This window comes from Paenarthrobacter sp. JL.01a (assembly GCF_025452095.1).
Classification (GTDB): Bacteria; Actinomycetota; Actinomycetes; order Actinomycetales; family Micrococcaceae; genus Arthrobacter.
In genome coordinates this window covers 3,638,441-3,651,802 of the sequence record NZ_CP104877.1, presented here as the reverse complement: position 1 = coordinate 3,651,802, position 13,362 = coordinate 3,638,441, and the positions used below count along the sequence as shown (strand labels likewise).

The following is a 13,362-nucleotide window of genomic DNA, read 5'->3' as shown; positions in this document are numbered from 1 at the left end:
GTTGAGAGGAAATACCATGCGCATTCTTGTCGCAAACGTGAACACCACGCAGTCCATGACGGACTCCATCGCAGCCCAGGCCCGCGCTGCCGCAGCTCCCGGAACCGAGATCATCGGCATCACTCCGCGTTTTGGCGCCGACTCCTGTGAGGGCAACTTCGAAAGCTACCTGGCCGCGATCGCGGTCATGGATGCCGTGGTCAACTATCCGGAACCGTTCGACGCCGTCATCCAGGCCGGTTACGGCGAGCACGGCAGGGAGGGCCTGCAGGAACTGCTGGAGGTTCCGGTCGTGGACATCACGGAGGCCGCTGCCAGCACAGCGATGTTCCTGGGTCACAAGTACTCTGTCGTCACCACCTTGGACCGCGCTGTGCCGCTGATTGAGGACCGTCTCAAGCTGGCCGGCCTGGATGCCCGCTGCGCTTCCGTGCGAGCCAGCGGGATGGCTGTACTGGAGCTGGAGGAGTACCCGGAACGTGCTGTCGAGGCGATCGTTGGCCAGGCTGAAGAGGCTGTCAGCAAGGACCACGCGGAAGTGATTGTCCTGGGCTGCGGCGGAATGGCAGGGCTTGATGAGCAGATCCGCCAGCGCACTGGAGTCCCGGTGGTTGATGGTGTGGCCTCGGCCGTCACCATTGCAGAATCCCTCGTCCGGCTTGGCCTCTCCACGTCCAAGGTCCGAACCTACGCGACGCCGCGCCCGAAGACTGTCATAGGCTGGCCGATAACGTCCGTCGCCCAGTCCAGTGCGCTCTAAAAACCACCTGAAAGGCAACCACATGACTGACTCCAGCCTGCCCGCGGACCCAAAGGTCGCCGTCGTAACCGGTGCGGGGTCCGGAATCGGGCGGGCGGTGGCCAGGCTCATGCTCGACGACGGCTACCGGGTGGCGCTTGCTGGGCGGCGGGAAGCGCAGCTGCTGGAGACGGCGGACGGTCACCCGGATGCCCTGGCGGTGCCGTGCGATGTGACGGTGCCCGACGACGTCGCGCGCCTTTTTGAGAAAGTCCGCCAACGCTGGGGCCGGGTGGATGTCCTGTTCAATAATGCGGGCATCTTTGGGCCATCCGGCGACGTGGGCAATCTTGACGTCGCGGAGTGGGAAGCCACGCTGCGGGTGAACGTCACAGGGTCCATGCTCTGTGCCTCCGAGGCCGTCCGGACCATGAAAACCCAGCAGCCGCAGGGTGGCCGGATCATCAACAACGGCTCCATCTCCGCGCACTCGCCCAGGCCCCGGTCGGTGGCGTACACGGTGACCAAGCACGCCATGACCGGGCTGACCAAGAGTATTGAGCTCGACGGGCGGGAATTCGGGATCACGTGCGGGCAGATCGACATCGGCAATACCCGCACCGAAATCATGGACACCATCGGCGTTGGCTCGGGGGCGCTGCAAGCCGACGGGTCACGCAAGGTGGAGCCCATGTTCCCCGTGGATGACGCCGCCCGTGCTGTGCTGCTGATGGCCAATATGCCCGCGTCGGCCAGTGTCGGTTCGCTGGTGGTGACGGCGGCAGGCATGCCCTTCGTAGGCCGCGGCTAAACTCCCGGCTGCCCCGGCGCGCCCCCGTGCCGCCACGACCAACATTGAGGCCGCCAAGCCCCCAAAACGCCGAATTTTCCGGCGTTCTGGGGGCTTTCCCCTGCCATGTTGGTCGTAGTGGCACGAAAAGTGGCATACCAAACGCATTGTGACTTCCGCAATATGGAAATCGAATCTCCCCTTGCGGAATGATGTGACCCGGCTTACATTGAAGACATCCCCCCAAAACGAGGGGCTGTTCCCAAACTGATTGGTTCAGATCAATGAAGATCCCAGACCCCGCGGCGCTGAAGGCGAGTTCGGCCCCGCAGAAGAAAAAGCGGCTGTACCAGTCGCTCTTTTTTCAAATCCTGATCGCCGTCGTCGCAGGTGTGCTCATCGGTCATTTCTGGCCGAACATCGGGTCCGCCCTCCGGCCACTGGGTGATGGATTCATTCAACTCATCAAGATGATCATCGCCCCGCTGATTTTCCTCGTGATCGTCACGGGCATCTCGGCAGTGGGCGACGTCAAGGCGGTCGGACGGGTCGGGGTCAAAGCACTCCTGTACTTCACCGGCGCCACTCTCTTCGCCCTGGTTTTCGGCCTGGTAGTCGCAAACATTGTCCAGCCTGGTGCTGGCCTCAACATCGATCCCGCTACCCTTTCCCAGGAAGCGCTCGACGCTAAAACCGGCCACGCAGTCCCCAAGGACGCAGCGGCCTTCATCCTGGATGTCATTCCGTCCAGCGTGATCGGCGCTTTCGCCAGCAACAGCCTGCTTCAGGTGCTCTTCTTCTCCGTCTTCTTCGGTGCGGCAATCGTGGTCATCGGCCGCGAAAGGTGCTTGCCGGTCATCAGCCTCATGGAAACCGTGCTGGAACTGATCTTCAAGATCATGTCCTGGATCATGAGAGTGGCCCCCATCGGTGCTTTCGGCGCGATGGCGTTCATCATCGGCCAGTACGGGGTGGGCACACTGGGAACCTATGCCCTGCTGATTGCCTCCTGCTACGGCGCGGCAATCGTCTTCATCGGCCTGCTGTTCCTGGTGGCCTGGGGCTTCGCCCGTGTTCCGCTGTGGCAGTTCCTGAAGTACACCCGCGAGGAATTCCTGCTGGCTCTCGGTACGGCCTCCACTGAAGCGGTCATGCCGCGCATCATGACCAAGCTGACCAACGCCGGCTGTTCAAGGGCCACCACGGGCTTGGTAGTGCCGACCGGCTACTCCTTCAACCTGGATGGCGCCGCGATCTACCTCTCCATCTCGCTGCTCTTCCTGGCGCAGGCTTTCGGCCACAACCTGGATCTCGGCCAGCAGTTGGCTGCACTCGGCGTCCTGCTCCTGACCTCAAAGGGCATGGCAGGCGTTCCGGGGTCGTCCTTCCTGGCCCTCTCAGCCACTGCCGCCGCGCTGGGCATCTTCCCGGTGGCCGGCGTCGCGCTTCTCCTTGGCGCCGACCGCCTCATGGACTCGATGCGTGTAGTGGTCAACCTGCTCGGCAACTGCGTAGCAACGTTCGTGGTGGCCAAGTGGGAAGGCCAGTTCGACCGCAGCGTTATGGTCCGCGCCTTCAACGGCGAAATCACCAACGAGGACACAGCCATCATGCTCGGCAAGGAAGACGTCTACGCCCAGCAGGAGCTCAAGCGCCTCAGCGACGGCCAGGAACCCTCCCCGAAATTCCGTGGCGGCCCGGCAGCGGATGAGATTCCGCAGTTCGAGATGAGCAAGCCCGGCCAGCCGACAACACCGGTCTGCCCCGACTAACCTGCGCGGGTTTTTTGTACAGCTAATGCCCCTAAGACGCCGTCTTAGGGGCATTAGCTGTACAAAAACTCGTTTAGAGGGGGAGGAGCGCAGAGAGGTCGGCCCGCAAACCTGAGGCGGTCACTTTGTGGGACTGCACGGCCTCACCCCACGTAATCCGCCCGGTCGCCAGCCTCAGCCAGGTATCGGCGTCGGTCTCGATGACGTTCGGGGGAGTGCCGCGCGTGTGCCGCGGACCCTCCACGCACTGCGTCACACCGAACGGTGGGACGCGGACCTCCACCGAATTGCCGGGCGCGCGTGCGGTGACTTCCTCCAGGGAGTAGCGCACCGCCGTCGCAATCAAAGCGCGCGACGGCGTAGTCCCGGCAGCGGCGGCAGGTCCGCCTGCGGTGTCGGTGCCGGAAGGTTCGACGGCAGCCCGCCAGGCTGCCAGCGCGGCTTTGCCCTCGGAGATGTCGACGCGGCGACGTGCAACGGCCATGGGTGTTTCCTTCTTAACTACTAATCGAGCAGGGCGGAGACGGCGTGGCCCAGGCGGATCCTGCCCACTTCGTGGCCTCCACCCAATACGGGTTCCACGACTCTTTCCAGGACGCTGGAGACTGCCGGGATGTCCACGGCCCCGCTCACGGCAAGCAGGGTCAGTCCCACCAGCGAGGTGGCGCGGAGGTTGCCGTCCAGCACCTTCACTGCCACGGTGGCTCCGGTGGGGGTGGCCAAGACGAGGACACCCTCGGCGCCGATCTTGGCCAGGACATCCAACTCTTCCATCACTACGGTGTTCGATTCGCCCTTGCCCTGGACGGCCCACGGGTAATCGAGCATGGACGTGGCAATCGTGGCCGCTCGGGCGTTGGACGAGCTGTCGCCCGGCGACTTGGCCAAGCGGGAGTAGGCGCGGGCCAGTCCGGTCAGGGAGAGCGCAGCCACGGGAGCACCACAGCCGTCAATGCCCAGATGGGAAATGTGCTCGCCGCTGTATTCCTCAATGACCGAACGCACGCGCTGCTGGAGCGGGTGGTTGGGTTCGAGGTAGCTCCGGAGGTCCCAGCCGTTCTCCGTGCAAGCCCAGAGGAACGCCGCGTGCTTGCCGGAACAGTTGAAGGCGAGTTTCGACTTTCCCCGCTCAGAGCGAACCATCCAGTTGCGGGCGGTCTCGTCCTCGGGCCAAGCCGTGGGGCATTGGAGGTGTTCTTCCCGCACCCCGGCTGCCTTGAGCATGCCTTCAACAACGTCCATGTGGTCCAGGGAACCGGTGTGGCTTCCGCACGCAACAGCCACTTGGGCGCCGCGCAACGGAACGCCGGACTGCATGGAAGCGAGGGCCTGGAAGGGCTTGAGGGTGGAGCGGGCGAAGACGGGAGCGTCGATGTCGCCGAGTCGTGTGACTACCGAACCGTCACCGGCGAGGACCACGGCCGCACCAACGTGCCGGGACTCAATAAAGCCACTGCGTTCGATCACTGCCAGTTCGACGGCGGACTCAACGTTGAACGTTTCATGCGAACTCATGGGCATGTAGCAAGTCTAGGCGTGGTGGCGCGTTTCTCCGGTCATGCCCGGCTGCGCGCGCGTGCCAGGGTGCGCGGTGCGTGCCAGGGTGCGTACCCGGTCCGCTGCGTGACACAGCTTAGGCCGAGCGCGCTGCACAAAGTACCCTTTAAGCCGTGAAGGTACTCGTCATTGGCCCAGGCGGCCGCGAACACGCCATTGTCCGCTCTCTGCTTGAAGACCCCAACGTCTCGGAGGTCCACGCGGCCCCGGGCAACGCGGGCATCAGCAAACTCGTTCCCACCCACGCGATTGACGGGAACAACCCGGAAGCCGTGTCCGCCCTCGCCACCAAGCTGGGCGTGGACCTGGTTGTCGTCGGCCCGGAAGCACCGCTGGCCGCGGGTGTATCCGACGCCGTCCGGGAAGCCGGTATCCCTGTGTTCGGCCCCAGCAAGGAAGCCGCGCAGCTGGAGGCTTCCAAGGCCTTCGCCAAGCAGATCATGGCTGAAGCGGGCGTCCCCACGGCCATGGCGCGCGTAGCCGAAAACGCCGAAGAAGCCGCAGACGCGCTGGATGCCTTCGGCGCACCCTATGTCGTGAAGGATGACGGACTCGCTGCCGGCAAGGGCGTCGTGGTCACCAAGGATCGCGACGAAGCCCTGGCACACGCCCAGACCTGCTTCGACGCGGGTGGAACCGTGGTGATCGAGGAATTCCTGGACGGCCCCGAGGTTTCCCTGTTCGTCCTCTGCGACGGCCACACCACCGTTCCGCTGTCCCCGGCGCAGGACTTCAAGCGCATCTTCGACAACGACGAAGGCCCCAACACCGGCGGCATGGGGGCTTACACCCCGCTGGAGTGGGCACCCGAAGGCCTGGTCCAGGAAGTCATCGACCGCGTAGCCCAGCCGACCGTCGATGAGATGGCCCGCCGCGGCACACCCTTCATTGGCGTCCTCTACTGCGGCCTGGCCCTCACCTCCCGCGGCACGCGCGTCATCGAATTCAACGTCCGCTTCGGCGATCCCGAGACCCAGGCTGTCCTGGCCCGGCTCAAGACGCCGCTCGGTGCGCTGCTGCTGGCAGCTGCCAAGGGCGAACTGGACACGGCAGAAGAGCTGCGCTGGTCCAAGGACACGGCAGTCGCCGTCGTCGTTGCCGCCGAAAACTACCCGGACGCGCCCCGCACGGGCGACCGCATCCGCGGCCTGAAGAGGGTCGACGAGCTGGACGGCGTCCACGTTGTCCACGCCGGCACCAAGCTGGACGACGAAGGCAAGGTGGTCTCCGCCGGTGGCCGCGTCCTCGCGGTGGTGGCGCTTGGTTCCGATCTGGTTGAGGCGCGCGAAAAGGCGTACGACGGCGTGGAGCTGGTTCAGCTTGAAGGTTCGCAGTTCCGTACGGATATCGCAGGCAAGGCCGCCCGCGGCGAAATCCGGGTGCCGTACGCGGCTACCGGCACCATCCCGAAAGTGCAGGCCTGAGCATGACTGACTTCCTTCCCACCGGAGGCTTTGAGACCGAGACCCTGGACCTTCCGGGCTGGACGCACGTCTACTCGGGCAAGGTCCGCGACCTCTATGTCCCCGCCGATGAAGCCATCACGGACAAGTTCGGCCAGGACTGCGTGCTGGTGGTCGCCAGTGACCGTATCAGCGCCTACGACCACGTCTTGAGCAGCGAGATTCCGGACAAGGGCCGCGTTCTGACGCAGCTCAGCCTGTGGTGGTTCGAGCAGCTGGAGGTTGAGCACCACGTGCTGGCCTCAACGGTTGAGGGCGGTGTCCCGGCCGAAGTTGAGGGCCGCGCGATGATCTGCAAGAAGCTGGAGATGTTCCCGGTGGAATGCATCGCCCGTGGTTACCTGACGGGTTCGGGCCTGGCGGAGTACAAGCAATCCGGTACTGTCTGTGAGATTCCGCTGCCTGAGGGCCTGGTGGACGGTTCCCGTTTGGACCACGCCATCTTCACGCCGTCGGCCAAGGCCGAAGTTGGCGAGCACGACGTCAACATCACCTACGACGACGTCGTGGCAATGGTTGGCGACGACATCGCAGCCCGCCTGAGCGAGCTCACGCTGAAGATCTACACCCGCGCCGAGGAGATCGCCCGTGAACGCGGCATCATCCTCGCCGACACCAAGGTGGAGTTCGGCAGCGATACCGCAACCGGTGTGATCACGCTGGGCGATGAGGTCCTCACCCCGGACTCTTCACGGTTCTGGGACGCGTCCACGTATGAGCCGGGCAAGTCGCAGCCGTCCTACGACAAGCAGTACGTCCGCGACTGGCTGACCTCCGCGGAGTCCGGCTGGGACAAGTCCTCGGATGCTCCGCCGCCGGCTCTTCCCGCCGACGTCGTGGAGCGCACCCGTGCCCGCTATGTCGAGGCGTACGAGAAGCTCACGGGCCGCACCTTCGCGTAGCCCGCACCCAACTGGGGGACAGCACATGTTCTACTGAGCGCTCAGTGGAACAAGTGCTGTCCCCCAGTTTGGTTAATCAGGCTTCGGAGTGTTCCTTCGCGGCCCGACGCTCGGCCAGGCGGATCTCCAGTACGGCGTCCATGGCCTGTTGAACGCGGTCCGAGGCGCCTGCAGCGCTGAAGTCGTGTTGTGCTTCTTCCAGGAAGGTCAGAGCTTCTGCAGCTTCACCGGCGGCCTTCAAGGACTTGCCGAGCAGCAACGACACCTCACCAGCCGTGTGGCGGGCCAGAACCTTGCGGTCGGCATGGATTTCGCGCAGCTTCTCGACGGCGGCCGGAATGTCTCCGGTCAGGTACAGCCACCGGGCGCGGATGAAGGCGACTTCCAGCTGGTCCGTCTTGTTTCCGCCCACAATGGACAGCGCGAGCTCGGCGCGTTCAATGGCGGACAGAGTTTCCGGTTCCACAATTCCTGAGGACAGCCGGACTGCCGCGGAGGCCTTGTTGAAGCGGGCCCACAGTTCAATGTCATTGGCGGGCGAAAGCAGCTTGGCGGCGCGTTCGTGGTGCTTGATGCCCTCTGTGTAGTCGTGGCGCATGAACGCTACGTTGCCAACCACCCATGCAACCTCGCCTGCCAGTTGCGACATCGAGTGTTCGTCCATATGCTCGATCATCGCCAGGCAGTACTCCCAGGCCTCGTCGAGCTTGCCGCTCTCAGCCAGCGCGCCGATCAGCGCGCGGTGCGCGCCAATGATGAGCGTGGAGCCCTTGGGCAGTTGCTCGCTGAGCTTGACGGCTTGTTTTGCATGCTCGACGGCGGTGGCCAGCTGCCCTTGTCCGTGACACACAGCGGCAAGCATCTGCCAGGCGCGCACTCCCAGGCCGGCGGACTCGGTGGCCATGGGATGTTCCAACAGGTGCTCAACAATCTGCTGGCATTCCTTCAGCTGGCCCTGCTTCATGACGCATTCGGCCTGCATGTACGTCATGTTCCACCAGGCGCTGTTGTTCTTGGCCTCAAGGGCAATCTGCGCGGCAGTGGCGGCGTGGCTGGCAGCGAGCTGGTAATCGCGCAAGTCCCATGCTTGGCGGGCGTACAAGCCGGCAAGGACGTATTCAGCGTCGCTTACGGTAACGGGTTGGCTCCACGCTTCCAGGGCCTTCGGCGCGAGTTCCAAGCGACGGGCAAGTTCCTCGATGACCTCGGCCGTCGGCTCGCGACGGCCCGTTTCAAGCAGGGAGATGTAGCTGGGTGAGTACAGGTTTTTGCCGAGCTCGGCCTGCGTTAACCCGCGTTCGAGCCGTTCGGCACGTAGCTTCTCGCCGAATCCGTTTCCCACGGGTTCCTCCTACAGGTGTCTTTTGACCAAAACCTTGACAGTCTCTGTGGAAAACATTTTACAATGTATGTCAACAGGGACCGCGCAATTTCCGTAACGAATCCGACTCGCATTGGGGTACAACATGTTCAAGAAAATCGCCGCGTCAGTGGCCTTGGCAGGCGCACTGACTTTGTCGGTTGCGGCTCCCGCAGTCGTCTCTGCAGCGTCAGCTGTAGATTCCAACTCATCGGTCAGTGCCATTGGCAACTGGCCTGATCCTATGCGCGTTTCGGCGCCGACCAAGACAACGGACACCACCGCCACGCCGATGTCCATCGGCAACTGGCCGGATCCGATGTAAGCAAGACATCCGAAGATACCCCGGGGCGTGACGAGCGATGCCCCGGGGTTTTCTTTTGCCCCCTGCCGCTGGAAAACTCATGGCGCACCAGGAGTCGACGCCGGTTGGCGGCTTTCCGCCCGAAGCGCACTCTTGGAGGCGACGACGGCTCCGATAACCAGGAACAGCACTGCACTTCCTCCACCTGCCAGCGAAACCGTCACAGGATTCGCCGTGGGCACCAACGTGGTCACCGCTGCGGCGGCTCCAGCCGACGCGCCGCCGAGGATGAGGAAGGGGCCGGCACTCCTGTGTCCAGCCCTCCATGCGACATCGGACATCATGACCGATGGGATGCGGATTCCAATCACCGGGTTCATCGGCAGCCAGCCGCCGAGGCCAAGAACGCCGCCTGCCAGCAGCACCGCGCCGAGCACGCCCAATCCTGTGACAAGGCCAATCTGATCGCTGGACATCTGGCAACCGCCCCCAAAATACGTTGCTTCGACTGCATTCAGTCATCAGGCGCGAGCCTAGAGGCCAGGGGAGCCGCCGTGCAACGGCCGGCCACGCGCCTGTGGATAACCTCCGCCGGTTGATATTCTTTGGGCTTGGGCGTTAAACGAAAAAGGCGCCGATTTCTCGACGCCATTTTCGTTATTGGTCGAGGTCCTAGGATGTTACTCGTACCGGGCCAGCTTCAAAATAGACAAGCTCAACATCATCCGCGATGCCCTCGATCAGATCGATGCCGCTGAGCTCCGCCGTCCGCCGGCCAAGCGCCCTCGCCCCGCGCAGCGCTACCGTCTGGCGGATCGCTTCACACCAGAAGAACTTGACCAACTCATTACTCGCTATAAAGCGGGCGAAACGAGCACAGCACTGGCTCGTGAGAGCGGTATCGCTAAGTCAACCTTCCTGCGCCTCCTGGCTGAGCGTGGCGTTGGCACCAGACCGCGCGGCCTTACCCCAGGGAAGGAGGAAGAGATCCTTCGGCTCCGCAAGCAGGGGATGGTCATTCGTGAGATTGCGAAGCGGGTTGGCTGTAGTTATGACACCGCCCGACTGTTTCTCTTGGGTAGTGCCTCGGACTAGTGTTTTGGCTTCTCGTCTTCGTCTTGCCCTTCGCGGGCCATTTGGATCAGGGCTTTGAATAGCTTGTTCAGATCTAGCTTCGGCCGGACGACGCCATAGGCAACGATCGTGCCGCCGCGTCGAGTTGACACCCTATGTCGTGCTTGCCTCTCTAGTCTTGCTGGTCATTGTCCGTCCTGAGTGACGGCATGTTCGACTCGTCGATACAGCTTGCCGCTGATGTGGCAAAGCTGCGGATGCTGATACCGGACGGCTCGTAGGTGATCGCGGAATTGCTTGAGTGTCATCACTTCGCTTGGCCGGTAGAAGCTGTAGAGCTTCCACTGTTCGTTGGCTGATAGGTCTGCGAAATAGGCCTGTTTACTTGGGTCAGTCCAGACTGTTCGTAAGAAAAGATGACGTTTGTATTGGTCTCGTTGGGCGACTCGTGGTATGGTGCCTCACTTTCTGTCCATTTGTGCGGACAGAAAAGACGGCAGATGCATGAGTATCTGCGAGACTACCCTAAAGGCACGCTGGGGTAACGAACGGAAGCAAGACGTTGTTTGTGCGACTAGTGCCACTAAGGGGTCTTACGTATACGGCGAGCTCATCTTTTCGGCAATCGGTCGCTGATGCTTCTGCTTCATTTGAGTCAATCCAGTAGGGTCGTCCCCACGGATCTACAACCCCGCGAACATTCATATTTGAGGCAATACTCAGCTTGTCGAGAGCGGCATCATACTTCACCCAGCAGGCATCGCTCCGTGGCAGGGCTGAGAGATCCGTGCCGGCAGGCTTCGTCTGGCAACTACTATTGATGTTAGAATCAAGCACAACATCTTTCATTGGTCCGTTTGTTTGTACCTGGGCGGCTGCAATGGCTTTGGATAGCATGTTGAAATCGGCATTAATCTTCGATGTTTGCGCGCGGCTCTGAATGCCGTTATACGCTATAGTGGTGATGGCCGCCAAGATAGCGATCACTACAATGACGATCAAAAGCTCTACGATCGTGAAGCCGCTAGGATCTTTTGCTGTGTTAGTTCGTGTATTTTTGCTAGCCCACATTACTAGTAGAGATTATGAAGCATAAGCTATACCCGGTCAACTTAGTGAGCACCGGTCGCTAACTAATTGCCGCCGCTACAAATGCTGTTATAACTAGTCCAGTTTGCACCAGTGCCTGTGTATGTCGAAGCGCAGTACTTCGGCTTTGGGCCAACTTCGTAGGCATTGCTGTAGTACCCACCGTCGCCTTGGCCGCCAGCGCCCTCTAGGTAGACCATCATCCCATAAGTCTGGTAATTATCGGTTGCCTGGCTTGTGTAGTGGTAATAGTTACTGCCCTGGGTTGCATCTGAGAGTGAGGTTGGGTCGATGGTCGTGTACGGAGCTAGCATATCTGCCAATGTTTTGTTCCGATCGCAGTGGCCCCAGTTTTCGGTTTGTGAGCCACAAGTAGACTCACGTCCGTTGCCGTCTAGAATTGGTGGATACCGGCCATTGTCTACCTTGTACAGCTCGATTGCTTTCGCTATGCCTTGGATCTTTGCAATTCGCCCGTTGTCACGTGCACGTCCCTGGATCCCGTTATAGGCAACGACGGTAATTGACGCCAAAATAGCAATTACTACAATTACAATGAGCAGCTCCACAATGGTAAAGCCTAAGTGCCTATTCTTGAAAGAAATGTCTGAGTTGAGATGTTTACGTATCATAGTTGTTAGCAATTAGTCTTTATCATTATGCCAATATCATCAGCTGTATTGAGAAGGCTATCCGGGCCGACACTTTTGACGGGTGAGTTGCCAGAGCTGCCAAAGGAGCAGTCGTTATTGTCGTACCAGTAGTACTGACCCCACGGGTCCTTGTCGAGGCCTGATGTTTGAATAAACTTCTCGTTCTTGAGTCCCGCGATAATTTCTGTCGACCAGCGAGATGTTGGTGGCATTGCCGTGCCGCTATACCAATCGGCTGAGAGCGGTAGTGTGCCGTGGTCGGCCCGGTACATCAGCATAGCCTTTTGGATGGCCGCTAGATCAGAATTGACGGTTGTTGTGCGGGCACGCTCCTGGATGCCGTTATATGCCACGACGGTGATCGATGCCAAGATTGCGATCACCACAATCACGATAAGCAGCTCCACGATCGTGAAGCCCTGGCGGCGCGGCTCACTGGTAGCTAGTATGGCCATTACGCCGTTCCTCCGACCCAGATTCGCCATGCATTACCGCCGTATCCGGCAATGAATGACCGCGTCGTGCCGGCTTCAATGTCCGAGCAGCTACTGGTAGTTTGCATCCCGTCATTAGTAGAGGCTGAAGGGTATGATTTTACGCTTCCTACTTTTGAACTGAAGTAGAACTTGTTACCAGACTTACTCAGTGCGGAGATCGCATAGTAGCTGGAATCGGCAGCAATACAATAAGGAAGATTATAGGTCTGTGTTGTGCCGTAGGCGGAGAAGCTGGCTTTGATACCTAATGTGTTTAGCTCGGCTGTTGTGTTGGGGTAGCGTCCATTATCGATGTGGAATAGAGATATTTTTTTAGCCATCGCCGTGAGGTCAGATTGAACCGCCGAATCGTTTGCGCGGTTTTGGATTCCGTTGTAAGCGACGATCGTGATCGCTGCTAAGATTGCAATCACGACAATCACAATGAGTAGCTCGACAACGGTAAACCCAAGAGGTCTTCTAGGTTGTCTGCATGATCTATGTGGCATCGCTAATTGACCCATGACGACCAACTTCCTGAAGTGCCGTTCCAGACATGTCCCATCTGCGAGCCGCTTGCTTTACCGACAATTGGGCAGGTCGTGGCGTCAGCGACGTTTGTGCTTGCCTGCAGCCCATTGACAGATGACATGAAATAGCCGGCGCCAGCATTAGTGAGGGCTACACCCAACGCATACTGTGTCCGATCAGTGCTGACACAGTAGTACCAGTTATTGCGTGTGACTGCGTAGACACTTTTACTGCCCCGGATATCCATCGAGCTGGTGAGTGATGCGGGATACAGTCCATCACTGGCATCTACTTTAACAACCTCAATCTTCTTGGCAAAGTTCGCGAGGTCACTTTGTGCGGTCGAGTTTTTAGCCCTATCTTGAATCCCGTTATACGCCACAATCGTAATCGCGGCCAAGATTGCGATCACCACGATTACGATCAAAAGTTCTACAATGGTGAAACCATTGGCCTGTTTGGGAATAGTAGTATGTTTATTTTTGCTAGCCCACATTGCTGGATAAAAGTATGAACCATAAGGGCAATAGGGTCAACCGATGCCATTGCTCGACTACTGTTAGTGAGCTGAGAAAACGTAGAGATGCATACAACACCTGCGGTACATCTGAAAATGGAATAACAGAGGTAGCGCTGTCGTAGCTGTTGTAAT

16 protein-coding genes and 1 pseudogene are annotated in these 13,362 nt (G+C 60.2%); 7 read left to right on the top strand and 10 right to left on the bottom strand.

The annotated features are described in order from the left end of the window. Positions 1-16 precede the first annotated feature (16 nt). From N5P29_RS17295 to N5P29_RS17285, 3 genes are all read left to right on the top strand, one after another. Positions 17-760 (top strand): aspartate/glutamate racemase family protein, encoded by a 744-nt coding sequence (locus N5P29_RS17295; RefSeq protein WP_262276035.1) that lies wholly within the window; start codon positions 17-19, stop codon positions 758-760. A gap of 22 nt (positions 761-782) precedes the next feature. Beyond that, positions 783-1,550, top strand: a complete 768-nt coding sequence (locus N5P29_RS17290; RefSeq protein WP_262276034.1) for an SDR family oxidoreductase — start codon at positions 783-785, stop codon at positions 1,548-1,550. A 263-nt stretch (positions 1,551-1,813) separates the two neighbouring features. Then, positions 1,814-3,301, top strand: a complete 1,488-nt coding sequence (locus N5P29_RS17285; RefSeq protein ID WP_262276033.1) for a cation:dicarboxylate symporter family transporter — start codon at positions 1,814-1,816, stop codon at positions 3,299-3,301. Positions 3,302-3,374: 73 nt separating this feature from the next. Here the strand turns inward: N5P29_RS17285 and N5P29_RS17280 are convergent, their stop codons facing one another. Both N5P29_RS17280 and N5P29_RS17275 read right to left on the bottom strand, forming a co-directional pair. Beyond that, positions 3,375-3,785: a sterol carrier family protein gene (locus tag N5P29_RS17280; RefSeq protein WP_262276032.1), complete on the bottom strand. Its 411-nt coding sequence runs from the start codon at positions 3,783-3,785 to the stop codon at positions 3,375-3,377. A gap of 20 nt (positions 3,786-3,805) precedes the next feature. After that, positions 3,806-4,822 carry an asparaginase gene (locus N5P29_RS17275; protein WP_262276031.1) on the bottom strand — a complete coding sequence of 339 codons (1,017 nt, stop codon included), beginning with the start codon at positions 4,820-4,822 and terminating at the stop codon, positions 3,806-3,808. 149 nt (positions 4,823-4,971) lie between these two features. On the opposite strand from N5P29_RS17275, the gene purD reads away from it, so the two are divergent. Further along, on the top strand, positions 4,972-6,282 hold the full coding sequence (gene purD / locus N5P29_RS17270; RefSeq protein WP_262276030.1) for a phosphoribosylamine--glycine ligase: 1,311 nt from the start codon (positions 4,972-4,974) through the stop codon (positions 6,280-6,282). Positions 6,283-6,284: 2 nt separating this feature from the next. Then, positions 6,285-7,223 (top strand): phosphoribosylaminoimidazolesuccinocarboxamide synthase, encoded by a 939-nt coding sequence (locus N5P29_RS17265; protein ID WP_262276029.1) that lies wholly within the window; start codon positions 6,285-6,287, stop codon positions 7,221-7,223. A gap of 76 nt (positions 7,224-7,299) precedes the next feature. Here the strand turns inward: N5P29_RS17265 and N5P29_RS17260 are convergent, their stop codons facing one another. After that, on the bottom strand, positions 7,300-8,565 hold the full coding sequence (locus N5P29_RS17260) for a helix-turn-helix domain-containing protein (RefSeq protein WP_144663373.1): 1,266 nt from the start codon (positions 8,563-8,565) through the stop codon (positions 7,300-7,302). 124 nt (positions 8,566-8,689) lie between these two features. Here N5P29_RS17260 and N5P29_RS17255 point away from each other — a divergent pair, with 124 nt between their 5' ends. After that, positions 8,690-8,908 carry a hypothetical protein gene (locus N5P29_RS17255; RefSeq protein WP_262276028.1) on the top strand — a complete coding sequence of 73 codons (219 nt, stop codon included), beginning with the start codon at positions 8,690-8,692 and terminating at the stop codon, positions 8,906-8,908. Positions 8,909-8,985: 77 nt separating this feature from the next. On the opposite strand, the gene N5P29_RS17250 is transcribed toward N5P29_RS17255, so the two are convergent. Further along, on the bottom strand, positions 8,986-9,363 hold the full coding sequence (locus N5P29_RS17250) for an SdpI family protein (protein WP_262276027.1): 378 nt from the start codon (positions 9,361-9,363) through the stop codon (positions 8,986-8,988). A gap of 184 nt (positions 9,364-9,547) precedes the next feature. On the opposite strand from N5P29_RS17250, the gene N5P29_RS21115 reads away from it, so the two are divergent. Then, on the top strand, positions 9,548-9,982 hold the full coding sequence (locus tag N5P29_RS21115) for a helix-turn-helix domain-containing protein (protein WP_410007882.1): 435 nt from the start codon (positions 9,548-9,550) through the stop codon (positions 9,980-9,982). A gap of 504 nt (positions 9,983-10,486) precedes the next feature. Here N5P29_RS21115 and N5P29_RS17245 read toward each other — a convergent pair. From N5P29_RS17245 to N5P29_RS17220, 6 genes and pseudogenes are all read right to left on the bottom strand, one after another. Further along, positions 10,487-10,963 carry a type II secretion system protein gene (locus N5P29_RS17245; protein ID WP_262276026.1) on the bottom strand — a complete coding sequence of 159 codons (477 nt, stop codon included), beginning with the start codon at positions 10,961-10,963 and terminating at the stop codon, positions 10,487-10,489. Positions 10,964-11,094: 131 nt separating this feature from the next. Further along, complete coding sequence (locus N5P29_RS17240; protein ID WP_262276025.1) at positions 11,095-11,619, bottom strand: type II secretion system protein; 525 nt, start codon at positions 11,617-11,619, stop codon at positions 11,095-11,097. 68 nt (positions 11,620-11,687) lie between these two features. Then, on the bottom strand, positions 11,688-12,158 hold the full coding sequence (locus tag N5P29_RS17235; protein WP_262276024.1) for a type II secretion system protein GspG: 471 nt from the start codon (positions 12,156-12,158) through the stop codon (positions 11,688-11,690). After that, a complete protein-coding gene (locus N5P29_RS17230) occupies positions 12,158-12,613 on the bottom strand; it encodes a type IV pilin protein (RefSeq protein ID WP_262278609.1) in 456 nt (151 codons plus the stop codon). Before N5P29_RS17230 ends, N5P29_RS17235 begins: the two co-directional genes overlap by 1 nt. Continuing rightward, positions 12,614-12,688: pseudogene (locus N5P29_RS17225) on the bottom strand (type II secretion system protein); the annotation flags it as partial. A gap of 2 nt (positions 12,689-12,690) precedes the next feature. Next, positions 12,691-13,206, bottom strand: coding sequence for a type II secretion system protein (locus N5P29_RS17220; protein ID WP_262276023.1), 516 nt, complete (start codon positions 13,204-13,206; stop codon positions 12,691-12,693). Between the last annotated feature and the right edge of the window lie 156 nt (positions 13,207-13,362).

Bases quoted from the DNA above. Each gene is read 5' to 3' on its own strand.
- N5P29_RS17295 (WP_262276035.1), top strand. From the start codon at position 17: ATGCGCATTCTTGTCGCAAACGTGAACACCACGCAGTCCATGACGGAC.
- N5P29_RS17290 (WP_262276034.1), top strand. From the start codon at position 783: ATGACTGACTCCAGCCTGCCCGCGGACCCAAAGGTCGCCGTCGTAACC.
- N5P29_RS17285 (WP_262276033.1), top strand. From the start codon at position 1,814: ATGAAGATCCCAGACCCCGCGGCGCTGAAGGCGAGTTCGGCCCCGCAG.
- N5P29_RS17280 (WP_262276032.1), bottom strand. From the start codon at position 3,785: ATGGCCGTTGCACGTCGCCGCGTCGACATCTCCGAGGGCAAAGCCGCG.
- N5P29_RS17275 (WP_262276031.1), bottom strand. From the start codon at position 4,822: ATGCCCATGAGTTCGCATGAAACGTTCAACGTTGAGTCCGCCGTCGAA.
- N5P29_RS17265 (WP_262276029.1), top strand. From the start codon at position 6,285: ATGACTGACTTCCTTCCCACCGGAGGCTTTGAGACCGAGACCCTGGAC.
- N5P29_RS17255 (WP_262276028.1), top strand. From the start codon at position 8,690: ATGTTCAAGAAAATCGCCGCGTCAGTGGCCTTGGCAGGCGCACTGACT.
- N5P29_RS17250 (WP_262276027.1), bottom strand. From the start codon at position 9,363: ATGTCCAGCGATCAGATTGGCCTTGTCACAGGATTGGGCGTGCTCGGC.
- N5P29_RS17235 (WP_262276024.1), bottom strand. From the start codon at position 12,158: ATGGCCATACTAGCTACCAGTGAGCCGCGCCGCCAGGGCTTCACGATC.
- N5P29_RS17220 (WP_262276023.1), bottom strand. From the start codon at position 13,206: ATGTGGGCTAGCAAAAATAAACATACTACTATTCCCAAACAGGCCAAT.